19 protein-coding genes are annotated in these 23,724 nt (G+C 62.2%); 7 read left to right on the forward strand and 12 right to left on the reverse strand.

Annotation, left to right across the window (positions count from 1 at the left end; genetic code table 11):
• Positions 1–16: 16 nt before the first annotated feature.
• The 3 genes from INT40_RS08985 to INT40_RS08995 all read right to left on the reverse strand — a co-directional run bounded on the left by INT40_RS08985 (position 17) and on the right by INT40_RS08995 (position 4,441).
• Entirely contained in the window at positions 17–1,477 is a 1,461-nt protein-coding gene (locus INT40_RS08985; RefSeq protein ID WP_193095940.1) for an MFS transporter, read from the reverse strand.
• 627 nt (positions 1,478–2,104) lie between these two features.
• A complete protein-coding gene (locus INT40_RS08990; RefSeq protein WP_193095941.1) occupies positions 2,105–3,196 on the reverse strand; it encodes a branched-chain amino acid aminotransferase in 1,092 nt (363 codons plus the stop codon).
• Between the two features lie 207 nt (positions 3,197–3,403).
• A complete protein-coding gene (locus INT40_RS08995; RefSeq protein WP_101574261.1) occupies positions 3,404–4,441 on the reverse strand; it encodes a 3-isopropylmalate dehydrogenase in 1,038 nt (345 codons plus the stop codon).
• 190 nt (positions 4,442–4,631) lie between these two features.
• On the opposite strand from INT40_RS08995, the gene INT40_RS09000 reads away from it, so the two are divergent.
• On the forward strand, positions 4,632–5,483 hold the full coding sequence (locus INT40_RS09000) for an HpcH/HpaI aldolase/citrate lyase family protein (RefSeq protein WP_101574260.1): 852 nt from the start codon (positions 4,632–4,634) through the stop codon (positions 5,481–5,483).
• Between the two features lie 15 nt (positions 5,484–5,498).
• Positions 5,499–6,323, forward strand: a complete 825-nt coding sequence (locus INT40_RS09005; RefSeq protein WP_193095942.1) for a phosphatase PAP2 family protein — start codon at positions 5,499–5,501, stop codon at positions 6,321–6,323.
• 35 nt (positions 6,324–6,358) lie between these two features.
• Here INT40_RS09005 and serA read toward each other — a convergent pair whose 3' ends face one another.
• From serA to INT40_RS09030, 5 genes are all read right to left on the reverse strand, one after another.
• The gene (gene serA / locus INT40_RS09010; RefSeq protein WP_101574259.1) at positions 6,359–7,951 is read right to left on the reverse strand and encodes a phosphoglycerate dehydrogenase; all 1,593 of its coding nucleotides are present in this window, start codon (positions 7,949–7,951) and stop codon (positions 6,359–6,361) included.
• A gap of 111 nt (positions 7,952–8,062) precedes the next feature.
• Positions 8,063–9,355, reverse strand: coding sequence for a GNAT family N-acetyltransferase (locus tag INT40_RS09015; RefSeq protein WP_101574258.1), 1,293 nt, complete (start codon positions 9,353–9,355; stop codon positions 8,063–8,065).
• Positions 9,356–9,483: 128 nt separating this feature from the next.
• A complete protein-coding gene (ilvC, locus tag INT40_RS09020; RefSeq protein WP_101574257.1) occupies positions 9,484–10,515 on the reverse strand; it encodes a ketol-acid reductoisomerase in 1,032 nt (343 codons plus the stop codon).
• Between the two features lie 134 nt (positions 10,516–10,649).
• A complete protein-coding gene (ilvN, locus tag INT40_RS09025; protein WP_096178825.1) occupies positions 10,650–11,162 on the reverse strand; it encodes an acetolactate synthase small subunit in 513 nt (170 codons plus the stop codon).
• On the reverse strand, positions 11,159–13,096 hold the full coding sequence (locus INT40_RS09030; protein ID WP_193071766.1) for an acetolactate synthase large subunit: 1,938 nt from the start codon (positions 13,094–13,096) through the stop codon (positions 11,159–11,161). The genes ilvN and INT40_RS09030 overlap by 4 nt, the downstream gene beginning before the upstream one ends.
• A gap of 333 nt (positions 13,097–13,429) precedes the next feature.
• Here INT40_RS09030 and INT40_RS09035 point away from each other — a divergent pair, with 333 nt between their 5' ends.
• Positions 13,430–15,223, forward strand: a complete 1,794-nt coding sequence (locus INT40_RS09035) for an ABC transporter ATP-binding protein (protein WP_319021967.1) — start codon at positions 13,430–13,432, stop codon at positions 15,221–15,223.
• On the forward strand, positions 15,220–17,070 hold the full coding sequence (locus tag INT40_RS09040) for an ABC transporter ATP-binding protein (protein ID WP_193071767.1): 1,851 nt from the start codon (positions 15,220–15,222) through the stop codon (positions 17,068–17,070). Before INT40_RS09035 ends, INT40_RS09040 begins: the two co-directional genes overlap by 4 nt.
• Positions 17,071–17,174: 104 nt before the next feature.
• On the opposite strand, the gene INT40_RS09045 is transcribed toward INT40_RS09040, so the two are convergent.
• On the reverse strand, positions 17,175–18,203 hold the full coding sequence (locus INT40_RS09045; protein ID WP_193095944.1) for a hypothetical protein: 1,029 nt from the start codon (positions 18,201–18,203) through the stop codon (positions 17,175–17,177).
• Positions 18,204–18,436: 233 nt separating this feature from the next.
• Between INT40_RS09045 and INT40_RS09050 the strand changes: the two genes are divergently transcribed.
• Positions 18,437–19,033, forward strand: a complete 597-nt coding sequence (locus INT40_RS09050; RefSeq protein WP_193095945.1) for a hypothetical protein — start codon at positions 18,437–18,439, stop codon at positions 19,031–19,033.
• Positions 19,034–19,178: 145 nt separating this feature from the next.
• Here the strand turns inward: INT40_RS09050 and INT40_RS09055 are convergent, their stop codons facing one another.
• A complete protein-coding gene (locus INT40_RS09055) occupies positions 19,179–19,802 on the reverse strand; it encodes a protein-L-isoaspartate O-methyltransferase family protein (protein ID WP_193095946.1) in 624 nt (207 codons plus the stop codon).
• Between the two features lie 76 nt (positions 19,803–19,878).
• Here INT40_RS09055 and INT40_RS09060 point away from each other — a divergent pair, with 76 nt between their 5' ends.
• A complete protein-coding gene (locus INT40_RS09060; RefSeq protein ID WP_193095947.1) occupies positions 19,879–20,397 on the forward strand; it encodes an adenine phosphoribosyltransferase in 519 nt (172 codons plus the stop codon).
• 47 nt (positions 20,398–20,444) lie between these two features.
• Here the strand turns inward: INT40_RS09060 and INT40_RS09065 are convergent, their stop codons facing one another.
• A complete protein-coding gene (locus tag INT40_RS09065) occupies positions 20,445–21,377 on the reverse strand; it encodes a hypothetical protein (RefSeq protein WP_193095948.1) in 933 nt (310 codons plus the stop codon).
• A gap of 287 nt (positions 21,378–21,664) precedes the next feature.
• Here INT40_RS09065 and INT40_RS09070 point away from each other — a divergent pair, with 287 nt between their 5' ends.
• Positions 21,665–22,486 (forward strand): aldo/keto reductase, encoded by an 822-nt coding sequence (locus tag INT40_RS09070; RefSeq protein ID WP_193095949.1) that lies wholly within the window; start codon positions 21,665–21,667, stop codon positions 22,484–22,486.
• Positions 22,487–22,585: 99 nt separating this feature from the next.
• Here the strand turns inward: INT40_RS09070 and INT40_RS09075 are convergent, their stop codons facing one another.
• The gene (locus tag INT40_RS09075; RefSeq protein WP_193095950.1) at positions 22,586–23,527 is read right to left on the reverse strand and encodes a D-2-hydroxyacid dehydrogenase family protein; all 942 of its coding nucleotides are present in this window, start codon (positions 23,525–23,527) and stop codon (positions 22,586–22,588) included.
• Positions 23,528–23,724: the final 197 nt, after the last annotated feature.

A 23,724-nucleotide genomic window follows, 5' to 3' on the forward strand; every position in this document is an offset into this window, starting at 1 on the left:
CCGAACGATTCGGTCCTCAGTCGAGTGCTTCGCCTGTGGTCTCTCTGGCAAGCAGACCCATCAGCACCACCGCCATGACCACGAGCAGTCCGGTGAGAATGAACGTCACGGTGAGTCCGAGCACCGGCCACATGAAAGCACCGAAGACCAGCGGAGCAATGCCGGTCGCGATGCGGGAGGCAGCCGATGCCCAGCCGAATCCCGAACCGCGCAGTCGGGTCGGGTACAGCTCTGATACGTAGGTGTAGAGGGTAGGGATCGCGATCTGCACGACGAATCCGAAACCGATGATGCTGGCTTTGGCGGCGAAGGTCAGCTCGGAGCCCGAGGCCTCGATGAACACTGCTGCACCAACCAATAGGACCGCGGAGACAATCGAGGTCACGCCGAGCACCCATTTTCGGCCCACCCGTTCAACGATCAGGGCCGAGACGATGACGCCGAGGATTCCCACCGCGGTCATCGACCCGGTGACCATGAATGCAGCCTGGTCCCCCATGCCCTGCTTCTTCAGGATGCCGGGCAGCCATGTCAGTGCCGCGTAGTAGACAAGGAGGACGGACACGAACAGGGCCCAGGACACGAGAGTCGTCTTAGCGGAGTACTGCCACAGCTGCACAAGCTGGCCACTGGCTGCACGCAGCTGTTTGTTGACGGAGGTGACCGTTTCAGCCGAATCGGATGACTGCTGTGACACCTGGGTCGTAACGGTGGATTCGTGGGTTGTGTCGGAGGCTTTGTCCCCACTCACGGCAGGGACATCGTGGGTCCAGGTCGTCTCCTCGGCGCCGGTGCGCTCAACAAGCCGGGTGATGATGGCGTCGGCTTCGGCATACCGTCCCACGGAGGCAAGGTAGAGAGGTGATTCGGGAATTCCGAAACGCACGGCAACCGTCAGGAGAGCGGGCACAATCATGACGAGCATGATGAGGCGCCAATCCCCCACGCCCAGCAATGATGCAGAGACGAAGGCACACAGTGAGGCACCGATCGGCCACCATCCGTCCATCGCAGTCAGGACGCGACCGCGGTGCTTCTTGGGGGTGAATTCCCCGACGAGCGCATAGTCGACGGGGATGCATCCGCCGAGCCCGAATCCAGCGAGGAATCGGAAGAGGGTGAACCAGCCGAATGCCGGGGAGAAGGCTCCGGCGACTGTGAAGATGGAGAACACGAGGAGCGTGAGGGTGAACGCCTTCTTCCGACCGATCACATCGGCGATGCCGCCCCAGATGAAGGCACCCAGTGCCATGCCGATGAGGTTGGCTGTTGCGATCCAGGCGGCCTGGCCCGCGCTCAAGCTCCAATAGTCGCTGAGTAGCGGAATGAGGAACCCGTTGAGGGCAACATCCCAGGCATCGAACATGAAACCCAGACCACCGATGATGAAGATGGCACCTTGGGTTCTCCATCGCCAGGGAAGGTTTGCGACGACTTCGGAAGCGGTCGGCGTAGTCGCCGAGGTTGCAGTAGGCACGAGGCCACAATACCTCTTTAACGCATTTGTGAGTAAAATTGTCCGCGATAGAACCTGCAGGCGAACTTCGGCAAGAGAACCCGACACGAAGGACACGACCAATGTTCGGCAATGGAGCGGTTCGAGTCGTCTTAGGCAAAGCCGGCGTTGCCCGGTTGTCGAAGAAGATCGGCCAGCTTAACTACTTCCGCCGAGAGGTGGTGCTCGGGGCTTCATTGTACTTGTCGGACTGGCCGTCGCGGTTTTACTGGGAGTACTGGGAGTCGCCAGCGGCATATTCATGATCACAGCAGCATTTCGCATCCGCTCAACTGACATCCCGCTGGAGGGAATCGCTACTAGCTCTCTCGCCGCCATCGATCTCCGCTCAGGCGGCGCTGCAACCGATTTGAGTCGGGTCATCCCCGCTGACCGCTTGGTCAGCAATCTCAGCGACTCGGATCTCGCAGAGGCAGCATCGGCAGTCGGCAGCTCATGTGCTCGCGCGCATTCGCCAAGCCTACTGAACTCATCGACAAACCAGCCAAGATCCAAGGCACGTTAAAAGGGTCGGGTGCCGCGAACAAAATCGCGATACCCGACCCTCATAATGCTGGATGGTCTGAGCCTGCACGGCTCAGCAGGCCCTCAGGCCAGGCGAACCATCCAGTTGTTCGCGTCCTCAGCCCGACCGTACTGAATGTCGAGCAGAGTTTTGCGGAACTCCATGGTCTTCTCACCTGGCTTTTCACCATGATCGATCGTGAAGTCATTGCTCACGACTCGACCGATCGGCGTGACCACCGCGGCCGTGCCGCAGGCGAAGGCCTCGACGATGTCGCCGTTGGCGGCACCCTCTCGCCATTCGTCGACGGTGACCTTGCGCTCTTCCGGCTGCAGCCCAAGCTGTGGGGCGAGGTCGAGCAGGGATCGGCGAGTGACTCCGTCAAGAATGGAATCACCGAGCTGCGGAGTGAGAAGGCGGCCATCCTTGGTCACGAGCATGAGGTTCATTCCGCCCAGCTCATCGATGTACTTGTTCTCTGCAGCATCGGTGAACAGCACCTGCTGGCACCCCTGGGCTGCGGCTTCGTTCTGAGCGGCAAGCGAGCCCGCGTAGTTGCCGCCGCACTTGGCGAATCCGGTGCCGCCGGAGCCGGCCCGGTTGAAGTTCTGCGACAGCCAGATCGAGACCGGCTTGATGCCGCCGGAGAAGTAGGGACCGGCGGGGCTGGCGATGACGTAGTAGTCGACCTCATGACTGGACCGCACACCCAGGAATCGCTCGGTGGCGATCATGAAGGGGCGCAGGTACAGGCTCGACTCATCGGCTTCAGATTCAGGGGTGGGAACCCACTGCTGATCGAGCGAAACCAGAGCCTTGATCGATTCGATGAAGTCCTCTTCCGAGATCTGCGGCAGCGCAAGACGCTCGGCGGACTTGTTGATGCGCGCGGCATTGCGCTCGGGGCGGAAGGTCCAGACGGAGCCGTCTGCGTGGCGGTAGACCTTCATACCTTCGAAGATCTCCTGCGCGTAGTGGAACACAGCAGCAGCAGGATCGAGCACGAGCGGGCCGTACGGCTTCACCTCGTGAGCGTGCCAGCCATCGTCAAGGGTGTACCTGACGTGTGCCATGTGGTCGGTGAAGTAGAGCCCGAATCCGGGATCCTTCTTGATGTTCTCTCGCACCAGCTCGGGTTGCGGCTGGACATTCTTGAGAACGGCAAACTTAGTCATAAGAACTCTTTTCTCATTTGTGATGAGTGACACTGTCAGGGTAGTACATCACCCCGGTGCGATGCGCACCGGGGTGAAGTCCCTGTCATCGTCGAACAGGGGCGATTCTATGATTCCGTGAAGGCGGTTATGCCGTCTGAGCTGAGGTGGTTTGTGTCGCCCCAGCCGAGGCGGTTATGCCGCCCCAGCCGAGGCGGTTATGCCGCCTCAGCCCAGGCGGGCCGCAATCGCGTCGCCCACCTCGACGGTGGATCGCTTGGTTCCATCACGATCAGCCAAGTCAGCCTCAACAGCGGCCTCGATCGACTTCGCCACGACCTCGAGCCCCAGATGCGAGGCCATCAGCGAACCGGAGAGGATCGAGGCGGTCGGATCGGCGATCTGCTGCCCGGCGATGTCCGGGGCCGAACCGTGGATGGGTTCGAACAGGCTCGGTGCCGTGCCTTCGACATTCAGGTTGCCCGAGGCTGCCAATCCGATGCCGCCGGTCACTGCGGCAGCCAGGTCGGTGAGGATGTCACCGAAGAGGTTGTCTGTCACGATCACGTCGTAGCGTGAGGGATCGGTGACCATGTAGATCGTGGACGCATCGGTGTGCTCGTAGTTGAACGTCACCTCAGGGTATTCGGCACCAACCTTCTCCACGACGCGGCGCCACAGATGACCTGCATGGACCATGACGTTGTGCTTGTGGACGTAGGTGAGCTTCTTGCTCCTCGCCTGCGCTCGCTCGAAGGCGTCGCGGACGGCTCGTTCGACGCCGTACCAGGTGTTGACCGAGACCTCGGTGGCAACCTCATAGGGAGTATCGGTGCGGACGGAGCCGCCCATTCCGGTGTAGGAACCTTCGGTGCCCTCGCGGACGACGACGAAGTCGATCTCTCCGGGGTTCGCCAGTGGGCTGGTGACTCCTGCGAAGAGTTTCGAGGGACGCAGATTGACGGCGTGGCTGAGGCCGAAGCGCATTTTGAGGATCACGCCGCGTTCGAGCACACCCGAGGGCACGCTCGGGTCACCACAGGCACCGAAGAAGATCGCGTCGTGCTTGCGCAGCGACTCCAGCTCCTCGTCCGTCATGGTCTCGCCGGTCTCGTGCCAGCGGCTGGCACCGACATCGTAGTCCGTGAGTTCGAGTTCAACGGGCTCACCGGAGACCTCGATGGCGCGCTTGAGCACCTTGAGACCTTCGGGGACGACTTCGTTGCCGATTCCGTCGCCTGGCATGACTGCAATTGAAAACTTCATGGTCACAGAGTAGAACTCATCTCACGATGCAACTAGGTCGTCCTACTATCCGGACACGTTTCGGCTCTCAGGTTCACCGAATCCCGTCATCCACAATTTCATGTCTCAAACTTCGTTCCCGACTACAATTTCCCGGCCCGAGCGTCGAAGATGGGAGGAACACCCCGAAACCCCCAGAGAAAGTCGATCATTGACAGATACGATCCGCAACGCACGAGCCGCCGCCCTCCCCGCCAAGCTCTCCCGCTCCTGGCTGCTGGTCAACGCAGCCAAAGAGGAGATCTTCACAGAGGCGCAGATCTCCGAGTCGGATTCCGTCATCTTCGACCTCGAGGCCTCGGTCTCTGACGATAAGAAGCTCGAAGCCCGCGACAACGTGGTGCGTGCTCTTGAAGGCGGCATGTCCGCCTGGGTCCGGATCAACAAGATGGACTCAGAGTTCTGGGACGACGACCTGGCCGCCATTGCCATGCTGCCCGGACTGCGTGGTGTGATGCTGCCGGAGACCGAACGTCCCGAGCAGGTCTCCTACACTGCAATGCGCGCGAAGGCCGGACTCCCGGTCATCGCGCTGTTGGAATCTGCGATGGGCGTGGAGAACGCAACCAAGATCGCCGAGGCGCCGGGCACCTTCCGCCTGGCCTTCGGAACGAACGACTTCCGCAAGGACACCGGCTTCTCCGGCGACCCGATGGCTTTGGCCTATGCCCGGTCGCGCCTGACCATCGCTTCGCGCATGGGTGGACTGCCCGGCGCGATCGACGGACCGTCCGCAGCGACCGCCAGCGACGAACAGGTCCGCAAGGACGCCGAGGTGACCCACATGATGGGCATGACAGGAAAGCTTGTGCTCAACGTCGACCAGGTCGTGGCACTCAACGAATCGATGAGCCCCAGCGAGGATGAGCGCGACTGGGCGCGTCAGCTGCTCGAGGCTGCAGAAGGCGGGTCCGAGATCACGGACGGTTCGTACCTGCCGCGTCTGGCACGCGCGAAGAAGATCGCCTCCCTGGCGTCGACCTACGGCCTCTGGAACGCCTGAGTCTGAGTCCTTAATATGCCGGTCCGTCAACCCTCGTGGATCCTCTGGTCGACCCTGCCAGCGGTCCTCCTCGTCGTCGCCTTCGGCCTGTGGCTGAGAGTCAATGTCTCCGGGCCCACGACGGTTGATCAGGCCTGGCTGAACTTCGTCGGCCTTGAACCCGACACCACCGGGTATTGGCTGGCGGTTATCCTCGCCGAGGTGGGCGGAGGTACGGGTGCCGTGATCTGCACCGGCCTGCTGGCTGCGATCTTCGTCCTCCTGCGACGATTCCGTGCCGCGGGCGTCCTCGTCACCACCATGCTCGTGGGCATCGCCCTGTCCGAGCTGCTCAAGGCCGTGGTCACCCGGGTCCGGCCCAGTGAGCAGCTCTATGAGTCTCTGGGCTATTCGTACCCTTCGGGTCATTCCATGGGTGCGGCCGCACTGGCAATGGGGCTGGCGTTCATCGCCTCCCGTGCGCACATGCTCCGGCTGGCCGAGGTGGGCGCGATTGCCCCGTTGGCGATCCCGCCGGAGGACAAGACCGCGACTCTACCCGGCGGTGCCGAGACTCTCCCCACTGAGTCCGAAACTGCTCTCACCTCTCCCACCTCGACCGACGCAGTTCCGACCGAGATCACTCCCCCGCTCGAACCCGTGCGCCTGCGGTTCCACTGGTCGATCATTGTGGCCTTCGCGTGGATTCTGCTGATGATGTGGTCGCGCACCGCACTGCAGGTGCACTGGCTCTCCGACACGATCGGCGGGGCCCTCATCGGCATCTCGGCCGCCGTCCTCGCCGACGAACTGTGGACCTGGATAACGATAAGAACCCGCTCACCTCGACTTCAGAGGTGAACGGGTTCCGTTCGCAGCTATACGACCGGTGAAGGTCAGTCCTCGCTCAATGAGACTCCGCTGAATGCCGAAGCGTTGACTGCTCCGGCCACGGCCTTGACGACTTCCTCGGACACTGCCGAGTCGACAGCCAGAACCGAGAGCGCGTCATTGTCTGTGGCAGAGGGCGAGACCTGCATGCCGGCGATGTTGATCGCATTGGCTCCGAGCGCCTGGCCCAGCTGTCCGATGATGCCCGGACGGTCTTCGTAGCGGAAGATGAGCAGGTTGTCGGTGAGTTCAATCTCCAGGTCGAAGCCGTTGACCTCGGTGAGCTTCTGCACGAGCTTCGGACCGGTCACGGTACCCGAGACTGAGATCCGCTGCCCTTCGCTTGTCGTCGCGGTCAGTCGCGTGACGTTGCGGAAGGATTCGCAGTAGGGATCGGTCACGAGCTCGACGCCGATTCCGCGCTCTTCGGCCAACAGAGGCGCGTTGACGTAGGAGACCTGATCGGACACGACGTCCTTGAACAGGCCCTTGAGCGCGGAGAGCTTGAGGACGGACACGTCCTTGTCCGCGATCTCGCCGTTGACCTCGACCTTGAAGTGGGTGACCGAGGAGTTCGCCAGTGAGTTGACAACACGTCCCAGCCGCTCGGCCAGGGGAATGCCCGGTCGCACATCCTCGTGGATGGCTCCACCAGCGACGTTGACCGCATCGGGAACGAGTTCGCCTGCCAGTGCCTTGCGCACCGACTTGGCAACGGCCACGCCTGCCTTCTCCTGGGCTTCAGCGGTCGAGGCGCCGAGGTGGGGCGTGACGTTGACGGCGTCGAGTTCCATCAGCGCCGAGTGCTCAGGGGGTTCGGTGTTCCACACATCGATGCCGGCACCGCCGACCTCTCCTGCTGCGACCGCCTCGGCGAGGGCATCCTCGTCGATGATGCCGCCACGTGCCACGTTGATGAACCGTGCGCCCGGCTTGGCTGCTTTGAATTCCTCGGTGCTGATCATGCCGATCGTCTCCGGGGTCTTGGGCATGTGGACGGTGACGAAGTCACTGACGGCCAACAGCCCGGGCAGGTCGACGACCTCGACGCCCATCTGCGCGGCGCGTGCCTGCGTGATGTAAGGATCATAGCCGACCAGGCGCATGCCGAATGCCTTCGCACGTTCGGCCACGAGTCCGCCGATGCGGCCGAGTCCGACGATGCCCAGAGTCTTTTCGTAGAGCTCCACGCCCGTGTACTTCGAACGCTTCCACTCCCCCGCCTTGAGCGAGGTGTTGCCGGCGCCGAAGTAGCGTGCCGAACCGAGGATATGGGCCATGGTGAGCTCGGCCGCGGAGATGATGTTCGAGGTCGGAGCGTTGACGACCATGACGCCCGCCGAGGTGGCGGCTGGGACGTCGACATTGTCGAGTCCGACGCCGGCACGGGCGATGACCTGAAGCTTCTTCGCGGCACCAATCGCTTCGGCATCGACCTGAGTGGCGGAGCGGACGAGGATCGCGTCGACATCGACGATGTCGTTGAGGAGCTGAGAGCGGTCAGCACCTTCGGTGTGACGGATCTCGAAGTCCCCTCCGAGGGCATCGATGGTGGCCGGTGACAGATTTTCGGCGATGAGCACGATGGGCTTGGGCACTGAGTTCCTCCTGTTGCGTCCGGGACGCGTCCATCTTATGAGACTTTGTGAATGCTTTCACAAAGTCTCAAATTCTGGGAAGTGCGTCTCGGCTCACTTTAGGCGAGGACCTCAGAAGCCGTTGGGCGAGTACGGCATCCGACCCAGGTTGAACATTGAGCTCGCGCGCACGGCCGCTCCGGGCACGTTTTCGTCGATGCGCCCCGCCCGCGCAAGGATCACCGGGTCGGCACCTCCGAAGTAGAGGGAGCCGAGCTCCGCGATGCCCAGGCTCAGATCGGCAGGGGTCGAATCGGGTGCGGTTTCGACGACGGCGTTCTCCCCATCCGAGGTGATCGTAAACCGGCCGCCGGCCAGGTCAAGGGAGTCATCGACTTCGATCACCAGTGTGCCGGGTACGTACCAGGGCCTGGCCTCGAGGGCCGCTTTGACGTCGAGGATCCGGATCCAGATGTTGTCCTCTGTGGACACGGTCCGGACTCGGCGGGAGTCGGTGAGCAACCAGGGCAGCGGCGAATCCTCGGCAGATTCCCCGAAGGTCACTCGCGTCGACAGATCGATGGCGGCCAGGAATGACCACAGTGAGGCGTAGGCGGCGTCCGTGACCGCGACGAAGTCGATGAGTTCGATCGTCGGCGGATTCTTCGACCAGCCGGCGAATTTATAGGACACGTAGCCGTCGGCTTCGCCCTGCTCATCGAAGTGCAGAGCCGCACGCACACCGCGGTCGGCTTCACCGGTGTCGGTGTTGAGTGCTCCGGTGGCGCGTTCGATGTAGGTCTGCTGGCGTTCCATCGCCCCCGGAGAGGTGCGCATGAACTCTCCGTAGATCTTCGGAGCCAGTTCGCGCAGTTCGCCGGGCAGGCACAGTTCGACCCGACGGTCGGGTTCATGGACCATCTTGAAGCCGGGCGAGGTGTCGACCTCGATGGAGTGTGACCAGGTGGCGACACCGAAGCCGAAGCGGGAGTAGATTCCACCTTCGGTCGCTGTCAGTGCGGCGAACGGGTATCCGTCGGCCTTTGCCTCGGCGAGGTCGGTCGTCATCAGTGACCGCAGCAGTCCGCGCCGACGATGGGTCGGCCGCACCGTCACCCAGGTGATCAGATGACCGGGTACCAAACGCCCACCACCGACGTTGACCAGCTTCTCGAACCAGGCGAAGGTCGCCACAGGAACGCTGGCGTCGAGGGCGTGTTCGTATTCCTGCTTCGCGTAGACGGCGGTGAGATTGCGACCGTCGGCGATGGCCCGCTCGACACGGTTCTTCAGCGCATCATCAGTCGATCTGGCGTCATGGAATCCCACACTCGTCGATGCGAAGTACCCCTGTGTGCGCTCATCTGGAGCACCAGTGGACTCGTCGAAGCCGGGCTTGAAGTTCTCGAAGCTGTAATTCGTCACGCTTCCAACAGTAATTCACATCACCAGGATTACGAGTCCGAATCAAGTGGAATCAGTCGCTTCACAGCGGCCGGGCACAACGAAGCCCCGGAAGCCAGAGGGCCGTCCGGGGCTTCGGAGTGTGACGATCAGCGAGCGGCAGTGCCCTCGGTGTAGTCGTCATCGGAGTCCTTGAGCCATGCGAACATCTTGCGCAGTTCGCGGCCGGTGGTCTCGATCGGGTGCGTCTCTTCCTTCGAACGCAGCTCCTTGAACTCGGGCGCACCGTTCTTCTGGTCGTTCATGAAGCGCTCGGCGAACTTGCCGTTCTGGATGTCGGCGAGAACGGCTTCCATATTCTTCTTCACGTCCGGGGTGATGACGCGCGGTCCGGAGACGTAGTCGCCGTACTCAGCGGTGTCGGAGATCGACCAGCGCTGCTTGGCGATTCCCCCCTCGACCATGAGGTCGACGATGAGCTTGAGCTCGTGGAGAACCTCGAAGTAGGCGATCTCCGGCTGGTAGCCGGCCTCGGTCAGGACCTCGAAGCCGTACTGCACGAGGTGGGAGGTGCCACCGCAGAGAACGGTCTGCTCGCCGAAGAGATCCGACTCGGTCTCTTCGGTGAATGTGGTCTTGATGCCGCCGGCACGCAGTCCGCCGATTCCCTTGGCGTAGGAGAGCACGAGCTCCCAAGCGTTGCCTGAGGCATCTGCTTCGACTGCCACGAGAACGGGCACGCCACGGCCATCGACGTATTCGCGACGCACAACGTGTCCCGGGCCCTTGGGTGCGACCATGATGACGTCGACGCCTTCAGGAGGCTGGATGTAGTCGAAGCGAATGTTGAAGCCGTGAGCGAAGAGCAGCGCGTTGCCTGGGCTCAGGTTCGGAGCGATCTCTGCGTTGTAGATCTCGGCTTGAACCTGGTCAGGAGCGAGGATCACAACGAGGTCTGCCCATTCGGAGACCTCGGCGGGGGTGCCGACTTCGAGGCCTTCAGCGGCGGCCTTGTCGCGGCTGGCGGAGCCTTCCTTGAGGCCGATGCGGACCTCGACGCCGGAGTCGCGCAGGCTCAGTGAGTGTGCGTGGCCCTGGCTGCCGTAGCCGATGACGGCAACCTTCTTGCCCTGGATGACGGACAGATCTGCATTGTCGTCGTAATAGCGTTCTGCTGCCATAGTTCTCTTGCTCCTTCAGAGGTTTGGGGTACTCCCCCATCATTTCACAGTTTGGTACTGCTGTTCATTTGTTGAGATGGATCTCGTTCCACGAAGTGGAACGTGAAGACGTCAGCTGCGCAGCGTCACTGGATTCAGCTGCGCAGGGCCCTGTCGGTGATCGACTTCGAGCCGCGGCCGATGGCCACGGTGCCCGACTGGACGATCTCCTTGATCCCGAAGGGTTCGAGGACTTCGCGCAGCGCCTCGACCTTGCCCAGCTCGCCAGTGGCTTCGACGCTGACGGAGTCAGGTCCCACGTCGACGATCTTGGCGCGGAACATCTCCACCGCCGCCGCGACCTGCGGGCGGGTGGTGGCGTTGGCCTTGACCTTGTAGATGATGTGGGCACGTCGGACCGATGTGGCCGGTTCGAGCTCGACGATCTTGATGACGTTGACCAGCTTGTTCAGCTGTTTGGTCACCTGTTCCAGAGGCACGTCCTTGACGTCGACGACGACCGTGATGCGCGAGAGCTCATCATGCTCGGTCACCCCGACTGCGAGGCTGTGGATGTTGAAGCCGCGGCGGGCGATGAGTCCGGTGAAGCGGGTGAGCACGCCGGGCTTGTTCTCGACCAGGACTGAGAGTGTGTGCCGGTTATTCATTCCAGGCCCCCTTCGATCTGTGCCACGGAGCGAACCGTGCCGTCTTCTTCCGTACCGGCCTCCGCGATCAGGCTCTCGGCCTGTTCCTCGCCCTCACCGTCGAACTCCGGGCGAATGCCGCGTGCGTATTCGATCTCGTCGTTGGAGACACCAGCGGCGACCATCGGCCACACCATGGCATCCGCCGGGACCGTGAAGTCGAGGACGACTGGACGGTCGTTGGTCTCCAGCGCCGTCTTGATCGCAGCATCGACGTCATCGTTGCTGTCCACACGCAGGGCCAGGCAGCCGTACGCCTCGGCGAGCTTGACGAAGTCCGGGATCCGGATCGTCTGATGGCCCGTGTTGAGGTCGGTGTTGGAGTACCGGCCGTCATAGAACAAGGTCTGCCACTGGCGGACCATGCCCAGCGAAGAGTTGTTGATGATCGCGACCTTGATCGGGATGCCGTTGAGCGCACAGGTTGCGAGTTCCTGGTTGGTCATCTGGAAGCATCCGTCACCGTCGATGGCCCACACGACGCGGTCCGGTTCGGCGACCTTTGCGCCCATCGCGGCAGGCACCGAGTAGCCCATGGTGCCGAGGCCACCGGAGTTCAGCCACGACTTGGGGCGCTCGAACTCGACAAACTGGGCGGCCCACATCTGGTGTTGGCCCACTCCCGCTGCGTAGACCGCTTCGGGTCCGGTCAGGGCCGAGATCCGCGAGATCACGTACTGCGGATCGCAGAGCTCGTCCTGGGTGGAGTAGCCCAGCGGGTAGGTCGTCTTGAGCCGGTTGAGGAAGCGCCACCAGGGTTCGCGCTGACGGTCGAGAGCCTTGGGGAACTTGTCGCGCATCTCGCTGAGCATCTCGGCGAGCACCTCGCGGGCGTCACCGACGATGGCGACGTCGACGTCCCGGTTCTTTCCGATCTCGGCAGGGTCGATGTCGGCGTGGATGACCTGCGCGTTCGGGGCGAAGGAATCGAGGTTGCCGGTGACTCGGTCATCGAACCTGGCACCGATTGTGATGAGCAGGTCGGCCTTCTGGAAGGCGGTCACGGCGGGCACGCTGCCGTGCATTCCGGGCATTCCGAGGTGGAGCTGGTGCGAGTCGGGGAACGCTCCGCGGGCCATCAGGGTCGTGACCACGGGAATATTGGTCGCCTCGGCGAGTTTGAGCAGTTCCTTGTCTGCCTGGGAGCGGATGACACCGCCGCCGATGTAGAACACGGGACGATGAGCCTCCGAGATGAGCCGGACGGCCTCGCGAATCTGCTTCGCATGGGGCTTGAGGATGGGACGATAGCCGGGCAGCTGCGGCTCCCCGGGCCAGACGAAGGGTGCGGTACCCGTCTGTGCATCCTTGGTGACGTCGACGAGGACCGGGCCGGGCCGACCTGTGGTCGCGATGTGGTGAGCGTTGAGGATCGCCGAGGGGATGTCCTCTGCCTTGGTGACGAGGAAGCTGTGCTTAGTCACCGGCATCGTCATGCCCACGATATCGGCTTCCTGGAATGCGTCGGTACCCAGCAGCTTCGAGCTCTGCTGACCGGTGATGGCCAGGACGGGCACAGAGTCCATATGGGCGTCGGCGAGCGCCGTGATCAGGTTCGTCGCACCCGGGCCCGAGGTTGCGATGCACACACCCAGCTTTCCCGAGGCGGCGGCGTAGCCTTCGGCCGCATGTCCGGCACCCTGTTCGTGGCGCACGAGGATGTGACGGATCTTGTCGGTCTCGAACAGCGGGTCGTAGGTCGGAAGGATGGTGCCGCCGGGAAGGCCGAAGACAGTCTCGACCTCGAGGAGTTCGAGGCTGCGGACGATCGCCTGCGCTCCGGTGAGGACCTCAGGGGTCGAGTTGCGTCGAATGCTTGACGGGGTCGCGGTCACCGGGGCTGCGCTGGGCGCGGTGCCAGTTCCCGCTGACTGGGCCGAGGGCGTGGCTGCCATCGTTTCGTATCCTTCCTAGTGATCCATCTTGTCTCCGCATGAAAAAAGCCCCTCCGATTTCGGTAGGGGCGCGCGGAACGTGTCGTGTTGACAGGCTACGGAAGATCCGCGCGCTGGGTAATAACGACGACAAGAAGGTGAGTCATGGCTCAATAGTTCACCTCGGGCGATCAGCGTGTCAAACGACGCAATGGATCGTCTCGAAACTTGGGACGACTATCGACTGAAGCGTGAGACCTCTGCGATGCCCACTCGATTCCGCCTTGAGAGGAAGGGAAAGCCCGATTGTGAGAACCATAGACTCCGACACGCGGCCCGACTAGGCTCTTGAAGGTGCGTCCCCTCTTACGTTTCTGGCCCGATCTGCGCTCTCGCATCGGCGTGTACATCGTTGTACTCGCGCTGACCCTCCTGGCCAACGGCATCCAATTGATCATCCCCCTGATCACCGGTCACATCATCGACGGGCCCATCGCCCACCGCGACCTGTCGGGACTGTGGCTGCCAGTGTTCGGGGTCCTCGTCATCGGCATCGCCGAGGCGGTGGCACTGTGGGCGCGTAGGCTCCTCATCGCGCCGGTCGTCGCCCAGTGGGAGATCACCTGGCGTTCGCGTCTCTTCGACCGGCTCCAATACACCTCGGTGGCTATCCACGATTCCTGGGAATCGGGACAGCTGCTCTCGCGCGCGATCAATGACCTGTCTCAGCTGCGCCGCTTCTTCGCCTTCGGGATTCCCTTCCTTGTGACCACCCCGCTGATCATCATCATCGGCACCATCATTCTCACGTTCCTGCATCCGGTGTTCGGCCTCATCATGCTGATCATGGCCGTACCGACGATTGCGACGGTCACGGTATTCGAGAAGAGGTACAGAGAAGCCTCCAGACGCTCTCAGGACACGGTCGGTGAGATCACCACCGAGGTCGAGGAGTCGATTCAGGGGATCAGGATCCTCAAGTCCTTCGGCCGCTCCCCCTGGGCCGCGCAGCGCTTCTCCCACCTGTCGCGGAAGTTCCAGGGGCTCGAGGTGCGCAAGGCGAAGCTCGACTCCTGGTTCTGGAGTGTGCTCATCCTCCTGCCCACACTCGCCCAGGCCGCCATCGTGGCCGTGGGCACCTGGGGCGTCGTGCAGGGCTGGATGACCATCGGCACCGTCGTCGCCGGCGTGACGATCTCCATGGTGATGCGGATGCCGATCGAAATGCTCGGCTTCCTCCTCGCCGATGCCCTCATGGCTCTGACCGCAGCTGCCAGGTACTGGGAGGTCATCGACATCAGGCACGACATCACCGACGCCGACGGTCGGATCACCGATGCTCCCGATGTGGGGCGCTATAAAGGTGAACTGGACTTCGACAATGTCGACTTCCATTTCGCCGACACCGACCGCGATACGTTGAAGAATCTCAATCTGCATATCGCTCCGGGCCAGACTCTGGCCATCGTCGGGGCCACCGGATCGGGCAAGACGACCTTGGCCTCTCTTGTTCCGCGGCTGCAGGATGTCACCGGCGGATCCGTACGCGTCGATGGCACTGACATTCGTGAGCTGCCCGTCAATGAGGTGCGCAACCTGGTGTCGGTGTCGTTCGAGGACCCGATCCTGTTCTCCACCTCGGTGGCCGAGAACGTGAGCATGGGTGCGCCCGGGGTCGACGATGACGCGATCTGGCACGCCCTGGAGATCACGGCGGCGAAGGACTTCGTCGAGCGGCTGTCAGAGGGTCTCGATACCCAGGTCGGTGAGCAGGGATTGTCCCTGTCCGGTGGACAGCGGCAGCGCCTGGCCCTGGCCCGTGCCGTGATCGGCGCACCCCGGATCCTCGTCCTCGACGATCCGCTCTCCGCGGTCGACGTCGACACGGAAGATCGGGTGCAACGGGCGCTGCGGGAGATCCTGCCCGATTCGACGACGCTGATCATCGCCCACCGCCCCTCCACCTCGGCACTGGCCGATGCGGTCGCCGTCCTCGACGAAGGACGCATCGTCGCGCTGGGCACCCACGATGAGTTGCTCGGATCCTCAGCGCTCTATCGCGAACTCATGGGCGCCTCTGCAGCGGCGGAGCACTCGACGCCTGGGCAAGCGACGGCCGAGCAATTCACTGAAGGAGGTGGGCAATGAGCATTCCGCGTGTTGAAGAGGATGAGGTCGAACAGCTTCCGCCGGACATCGCGAAGAAGGCCCGTGCGCTGCTGTTCTCCCTGGTCCGCCCGCACCTGCCAATGGCGATCTTCCTGCTCGTCATCGTCGTCCTCACCGCGCTGTTCCTCGTCATCGGTCCGATCTTCATCGCCGATGCGCTCGACAATGGTGTTCCGCAGGCAGTCGCCGGTGATCCGGGGCCACTGATTCGGGCGGTCTCTGCCTTCGTCATCTCCGCGATTGCCTCGGCGGTGCTCGCTTTCGCCTCGACGAGGCTCGTCGGCATCACCGCGCAGAAGGTCGTCTACAGTCTCCGTTCGCGACTGTTCGGACACATCCAGCGTCTCGACCTGGGTTATCACGAGCGCTCGACCTCGGGCCGGTTGGTGTCGCGGCAGACCTCGGACATGGAGTCGGTGCAGCAGTTCCTCACCTACTCACTCTTCGACACGGCTCTGGCGCTGTTCGAGATGACCTTCATCGCCGTGACCCTCATCGTCCTCGACGTGCCCCTGGCACTCGTGGTCTTCCTGGGGTTCATTCCGCTGTTCTTCATCACGAAGTCTGCGCACAGTTCGCAGAGGAACGCCTACCGTCGCACGCGGACCTCGATCGCCAAGGTCATCGTCCACTTCGTCGAGACCATGGGCGGGATCCGTGCTGTTCAGGCCTACCGCCGGCAGCCCGATCGCCGGGGCACGCTCAAGGACGAGGACACTGCGTACCGCGACGCCAACACCGATGCCCTGCGCGGAGTCGCCTGGTTCGCGGGCTGGACGAGGCTGGTCGGCAATGTCACGCAGACGGTTATCATCATCGTCGGTGCGTGGCTCGTCATCGAAGGCTGGACGCAGATCGGCGTTCTCGCGGCGTTCATCCTCTACCTGCGCCGCTTCTACGGTCCCCTTGATGAACTTGTTCAGTCCTTCAACCTCTACCAATCAGCCTCGGCGGCACTGGAGAAGATGGCTGCCGTCCTCGACACCGATCCTGAGGTGGTTGCACCGGCCCACCCGAAGGTCCTGCCTGCGCACAGTACCGACCGGAACTCCGGTGCCACCTCGGCGGAAGGGTCCGGCCAAGCGCCCAGTGGGCGTTCGATCGACCTCAACCATGTCCGCTTCTCCTACGGCGACGGCCCCGATGTCCTCCCCCGGTTCGACCTGCGCATCCCTGCGGGAGAGATCGTGGCGCTCGTGGGTGCCACGGGTGCGGGCAAGTCGACCTTGGTCAAGCTGGTCACGCGTTTCTACGATCCCAGTGAAGGCCGAATCACCATCGACGAGGTGGACCTGCGTGATCTCGATGATGCGCAGCTGCGTAAGAGCGTGGTCATGGTGACCCAGGAGTCGTTCCTGTTCGCGGGCACGATTGCCGACAATATTCGCATCGGCAACCCCGATGCCGGCGATGACGAGGTTCTTGCCGCGGCCACGGCCGTCGGCCTGGATCCCTATATCCGCAATCTGCCCGAGGGCTACGAGACCGATGTGAAGAAGCGCGGCGGTCGGCTCAGCTCGGGACAACGGCAGCTGGTGTCCTTTGCTCGCGTGTTCCTGGCGAACCCGGACATCGTCGTCCTCGACGAGGCGACCGCGCACCTCGACATCCCCTCCGAACGCCTCGTCCAGACGGCGTTGGCGACAGTGCTCGAGGGACGCACCGCGATCATCATCGCCCACCGGCTCTCCACCGTGGAGATCGCCGACCGTGTCCTCGTCATGGACTCCGGACGCATCATCGAAGACGGCACTCCCGATGAGCTGATCTCAGGGGCAGGCAAGTTCGCGCAGCTGCACAAGGCGTGGCGGGACTCGCTGGTGTAGCTGGAAGCGTTCGTTCGCCCCAGCCACCCAGCCAACCCAGCCTCATTCGATATCAGCCCGGTGGACCGACACCAGCTAGGCCCATGGACCTGGCTACTGTCGGTTCACCGAGCTGGTGGTGCTGCGCGGGGAGTTCTCTGCCGTGGAGTTCGTGTCCGCACTAGCCTTTCGATGTCGACAAACGCCTGTCGGTGCCACAGATCCTTCCAATAGACACGGATCACGTGGTACCCGAGTGCACGCAGGCGCCGTTCGCGTTCACGCTCGCGGTCGAATTCTCTTCGCAGGTCACGACCGTTGAGCGTGTATTTGGCACGGCCGTCGAATTCGATGATCGTCTTCGACGGCCGATGGATGAAGTCTGTGCGCGCCACGAAGAACCCGTTCTCATCAAAGATCTCGAACTGCGGCTCGATATCATCCAGGCCGAGTTCATGCAGACGGATCGCGACGATAGATTCTCCCGGTGACTCGTGCCGGGCATCGGCCAGGGCGAGTGCCGCATCGACTCGATGACAGTTCCGGGCCTCCTTGCAGGTTGCAAGCAAGGTGCGGAGCTCCTCCTTGGTGACCAGCTGTCTCCGCAGAGCATCATCGAGCATCGGAATACTGACCTCAAGCTCGTAGTCACGGGCGACGTCGATGAGCGTCCGCGGCTTCGAGGTCAGCATCATACCGCCGAGCTGCTCGACATGTACGGTGCCGAGCTCTCGCCTACGAACGATCAGTTGAGCGAACCGCGCACTGGAATTCGGCCTGATGACTTCCACCCGGGAATGCTCGATCTGCACCACCTCGAGCTGCCACAGCAATGCGGCAGACAGGTGGGAGAAGACATCGCTCGTCGCTTGTGGGCCCTTCGTAGTCTTCCTGTTGATCCTGTCGGCGCGAGCTCGGATCAGCACTTTCACCCTCTCGATGGCATCACGCTTATCTCCCAGTCGCACGAGTTCGTCGGCATCCCCGTCCGCGAGAGCTGCCCAGATCTTCACATGCCGAGGATTCGCACACGTGCCCGTGACAGCGAACCGACCGCGCGCAACGCGCTCGAGGCAACACCCGATCGCGGCACGAATGTCGCGGTCCGAGTAGCCGAGACGCATCAGATCCGTCGTCGCAAAGACTTGATACATGACACTATAATCTATCAAACGTCATCAAACAGCAATACTTTGCATATGACCGTCCCCAACGATTTCGGGTAGCTCAAACGACCTGCCGCTCTTCAGCTCGGTGAACCGGCACCAGATCGGTTCATGTACCGGGCTGGTGCCGGTTCACCGAGCTGAAGATCCTCAACTGCTAATCCACACGACAATGTGTATTGTTGTGAAACAAACTGTTCGACTCGACGATGAGGAGACCGATGGACGCGGAGACGGAGAACGGAGTCGGTCCTGCGGCCGCAGCCGAAGCTGGCAGCGAAGGCGGCCCAGAACTCGAAACTCAAGCCGGAGCTGGAGCCGGTTCCACGGTCAGGACCGAGCTCGTCACCATAGTCGAGGAGCGACGGATCATCGGCGACGCCATCGCTCGGGGGCAGCAGGTGACTAGATGGACCGCGATGATCATCGGACTGCTGTTCATCGCTTCAGGATTGTGGTGGGCAGGCATCCTCGTCGTCGTTGTGACGACATTCGATCTGCCCCGCGTCGCGACTCAGCGCTATGCACGCAAGCGTGGGGTCCGATTGAACGCGCCTTCCCTCAACGAGGTTGAGAAAACATCTCTATCAGGCCTGTTGATCGCGGTCATATTTTTGCCCGCTGTCTGTGGACTCATCGTGGTCGAAGCGAAGCTCGGGCATCCTCTGCTGCCGTGGTCTTGGAAGACCCCGCAACACCAGGCAGATGATCTATACATGATCATGCCTCTCGCCGTCGTCGGCCTGGTCATCACAATCGCATGGTTCGTTCGACGCAGAAGACTGAACCGGCAGCACAAGGATGCCGTCCAACGCTGATCAGCGGTACAAAGCCGAACAGACTGCGACGAGCGATCTCGACCTGGTCAGTATCGCACCCATCACGGAGTACCTTGAACATGACTCAGATCAGCATTGCTCAGTCGCGGCGCGGGCCACACTGCTGGCACAGTCGCGATTCAGGTCAATCGAGAATGAGTGGGACGAAGCGATAACTCCCATGCCGCGTAATGGAGATATCTGCGTCAGAGGCCGCATCTGCACCTGCGGGCCCATTGCGCACAACTCTCAGCATGTCCCCACCGACGGGGATGACCATAACGCCTCCGATGCAGAGCTGTTCGACAAGCTCATACGGTAGCGATTCAGCCTCGGCCGAGACGAGAATTCGGTCGAAAGGGCCGGCTTCCGGCAAACCAAGCACTCCCTCGGTCGCTGCGATGATCTCGACACTACCCAGGTCGACGGCGTCCGGATCAATTTCGCTCAGTGACGTCCGCGCGCTGTCGATCAGCCGGCGGTGGCGCTCCACCCCGCTTACCTGGCCGTGGCGTCCGACGAGCACACCGAGGAGAGCGGTCGTCCACCCCGATCCGGACCCAAGATCGAGCACCCGGTCACCCTCACGTGGGCCCAGGAGCGTCAGCATGTCGGCGACCGTGCTCGGCTGTGAGTTAGTCTGCCCATCGCCGATCTGCAGCGGCACATTGCTGGAAGCGAAGCCTCGTTCCTTAGCAGGCAGGAACAGCTCGCGAGGAACCTGGGCGAAGGCCTCGGCGAGTGAGTCAGCTTGTCGATCGGATGCCATAGAATCCTCCAATGCTGTGACATCTACGCTACTCCCCCACCCGATATCGCTACTGCCAACCGAGTATCGTTGACCCGTGACGAATACCGACCTCGAACGCGCGCAGACCCTGATCACCTCGATCCCTGATTACCCCCAGCCGGGAGTCAGCTTCCGCGATATCTCACCGCTCATCGCCGATGGTCCCGCGCTGCGTGCCGTCACCGAGGCGCTCATCGCACCCTTTGAAGGACAGTTCGACATCGTCGGTGGCCTGGAGGCTCGCGGTTTCCTCTTCGCCGGAACGATCGCGGCAATGACTGGTGTGGGCATTCTGCCGATCCGCAAAGCAGGCAAACTCCCCCGCCCGGCTGCAGCGGTGTCATACTCACTCGAATACGGGACTGCAACGATCGAGGGTCCCGATGTGCTCCAAGAGGGCGAGCGCGTTCTGCTCGTCGATGACATCCTCGCCACTGGCGGCACCCTGTCCGCTGCGCAGGCTCTTGTGAAGGAACTCGGCGCGGAGGTGGTCGGCTCGGCAGTCGTCCTTGAGCTCGAGGCGCTCGGCGGACGAGCTATCACCGATGATGTGCACACCGTCTTCACAGACTGAAACACCTCACTGGCCAGGAGCAGTCAGTCTGGGCCAGCAGCAGTCAGCTACGGGCAGGTATCGTATTTCGCGCGCAAGGTGTCTTGAATCTTCAACGCCGCCGACGCCCGATAATCAGCCGGCTCCCGTTCCCCGTTGCCGTTCGTGTTATAGGTGCAGGCACCAACGCTCACCGTTCCTCCTGCCGTCTTATTGTGCTGACGTCCTTCGGGCTGATCCGCCCACCAGGTAAAATTCCATGGCTCTGACGTACCGTCGTTGATCTGATCGATGAGCGTCGTGAGCTTCGTCGTGGCATTCACCTCGTCGGTGATGTGCGCGGAGGCAAATGTCACCTGGTCATCGTGGATCTCGATCCTGTCCAGCTCCCGGGTGCCCGGATGAAACGCGGTAGCCAGTGTGTCCTGTGCCTGCAGAGAATAGGGAAATGCCACCTTCCATTCCGCGGTCCCAGAGTTTCCGAAACTCACTCGCATCTCTTGCGACCCGAACACATCTCTGACAGCGGACAACACAGTGAACGCGTTTCCGTCGGTATCCCAAATCGACAGCGAATCATCGAGATCATTGTCGTTGTTGGCCTCCCAGCTCAGCGTCTTTGCGTTCAGCGTTGACGCCAGGCTCCTGAGTCGCGGGAGTTGCTGCCTCAACTCGTCGAGGTCCGGTTTGCCGTTGATTGCGACAGAAATGTGCGGCAACCTCAACGTCAGCTCTCGCCCATAGTCGACGAAATCGTCCCCGGCCTCGCTGTTGAGATTCTCTGCCACATTGACAAGGTCATCGTCGGTCGCTTCCGGCGCCATATCTACCCTATAGACCAGCCGCCGCCCTATTTCGAAACTGTTCTGATATTCGCCACTGACACTCTCTACTCCAGGCAGTGCAGAGAGCGCACCCTCGATCTCGGCTGCACGATCGCTGAGATCCGGCCGACCGATGCAGCCCGACAATCCGATGGTCAACGCTGCGAGGGCGATCATGACCAGAGTGACCCTGTATGCCGGAGTAGTGGTGCGCATATTCTCAACTTAACCGGGCTTCTCCTAATCGACGCATCCGGGCTGTGGCAGTTCCGTCACACCCGGTCCAGGACCCGCGGTCGGTGCACTTGTTGAGTCAGCGATCGCGCTTCCAGTCTGAAAGCTGTGCCTGGCAACTGGGAATACAACTCAGCGGTCGGCGCGTTATAGGCTCGGACAGGCACCGCCATCGCGGTGCCCTGCGTTTGCACCACATCAGACCATTACCCGTGACGAAAGGCGGCACCTTGACGGTTCCCACACTCACACTCAATGACGGCAAGACCATTCCCCAGCTGGGCTTCGGCGTCTTCAAGGTCGACCCCGAGGAGACCGAGCGCATCGTCACCGACGCACTCGAGGTCGGCTACCGCCACATCGACACGGCTGCCGTCTACGGCAATGAAGAGGGCGTGGGCCGCGCCATTGCGAACTCCGGCATCGCCCGAGATGAACTCTTCGTGACCACCAAGCTGTGGAACGATCGCCACGGTGCCGAGGAATCGAAGCGCGCCCTGGGCGAGAGCCTCGAGAAACTGGGCCTCGACCACGTCGACCTCTACCTCATCCACTGGCCGACACCTGAGAACAACAACTCGGTCGAGACCTGGGAGGCTTTCCCCTCCTACCGTGATCAGGGTCTGACCACTTCGATCGGTGTCTCGAACTTCGACCACCGCTACGTGCCCCAGATTCTCGACACCGGGATCATCCCGGCCGTCGACCAGATCGAGTGCCACCCGCAGTTCCAGCAGATCGAGACTCGTCCGCTGCTGACCGAGCACGACATCAAGGTCGAAGCCTGGGGCCCCCTCGGGCAGGGCAAGGTCGACTACGCGGACACAGTCATCGGTGAGATCGCGTCAACCCACGGCAAGTCCTGGGCGCAGACCATCATCCGCTGGCACCTGCAGCGCGGACATGTCGTCTTCCCGAAGTCAAACAACCGGGATCGCATGGCCCAGAACTTCGATGTCTTCGACTTCGAACTCACCACCGCCGAGGTGGCATCCATCGATTCGCTGGAAAACGGCGGTCGTGTCTCCGGTGACCCCGCCGAGGTCAACTGAGGTTCTGAAGTGAACTGACGCTGAGCGTTCAAGGCCCGCTGCGCAGCATCTTTGCTCCGTAGCGGGCCTTTCCGTGCCCTCGCCCCCAGGTCGTCGAACTTACGTCAGCTGACGAACCAGCTCCCCCGCCGACCACGCGGCAATGTCTTCGACGGCTTGGGTGAAGAAGATGCGATATGTGTCATCTGTGACGTAGCCCAGGTGCGGGGTCAGCACGGTCCTCGGTGTGCTGCGAAGAGGATGGTCGGCTGGCAGCGGCTCGGAGTCATAGACATCAAGGCCGGCACCGCGGATACGCCCCTCGCGCAATGTCGAGGTCAGGGCCTCCGTGTCGACGAGACCTGCCCGAGAGGTATTGATGAAGATGCTGCTCGGTTTCATCAGTGACAGCTCTTCGACACCAACGAGACGTCGGCTGCGTTCGCTGAGCTTGTAGTGCAAGGTCACGACGTCGGAGGTGGCGAAGAGTTCTTCCTTGCTCACAGCGTGTGCCCCCACATCAGCGGCCCGCGCCTCATCGAGGTTCTGACTCCAGGCCACGACGTCCATTCCGAAGGCAGCTCCAACACGGGCAACCTGGGTGCCCAGCGTGCCCAGTCCGATCACGCCGAGCTTGTGTCCGAAGAGGTCACCGCCGACGGTGGACTGCCAGCCGCCGGAGTGCACGGCGGCATCTTCGGCCGGGATGCTGCGCAGCACGGAGAGAATCAGCCCCCAGGTCAGCTCTGGAGTCGCCGATGTGGTGGATTCAGTTCCGCAGACCGTGACCCCCTGCGCTCGTGCGGCGTCCAGATCGATCGATGCGTTGACTCGGCCAGTGGTCACCAGCAGTCTCAGGTCCGGAAGCTGTGACAGCCGTTCGGCGGAGAAGACGGTGCGCTCACGCATGGCAACGACAACCTCAGCGCCGGTCACCGTCTCCACGAGATCCCCGGTATCGCGGATCGGGCGGGAGACGAATGTGGTCTCAGCCCCCAACGCCTGCCAATCCGCATAGCCGGCCGCCACGTTCTGGTAGTCATCGAGCACAACGATGTGCATGCCTGTCCTTCCTCGGAGGTTGCGGGGTTCGACAGCCCCCCTGTCTTTCATCGTATAGCCGATAGGCTGGGCCGGTGAGCGCACCGATCATTCTCAGACAACGCAGCGGCCCCATCATCACCATCATCGTATGGGCGTTCCTTGCGGCCGTATGGTTTTGTGAGACAGGTTTTAAGGAGCACTCACAAACATGACCA

It is taken from the genome of Brevibacterium sp. FME17, from assembly GCF_014897515.1.
Taxonomy (GTDB): domain Bacteria; phylum Actinomycetota; class Actinomycetes; order Actinomycetales; family Brevibacteriaceae; genus Brevibacterium.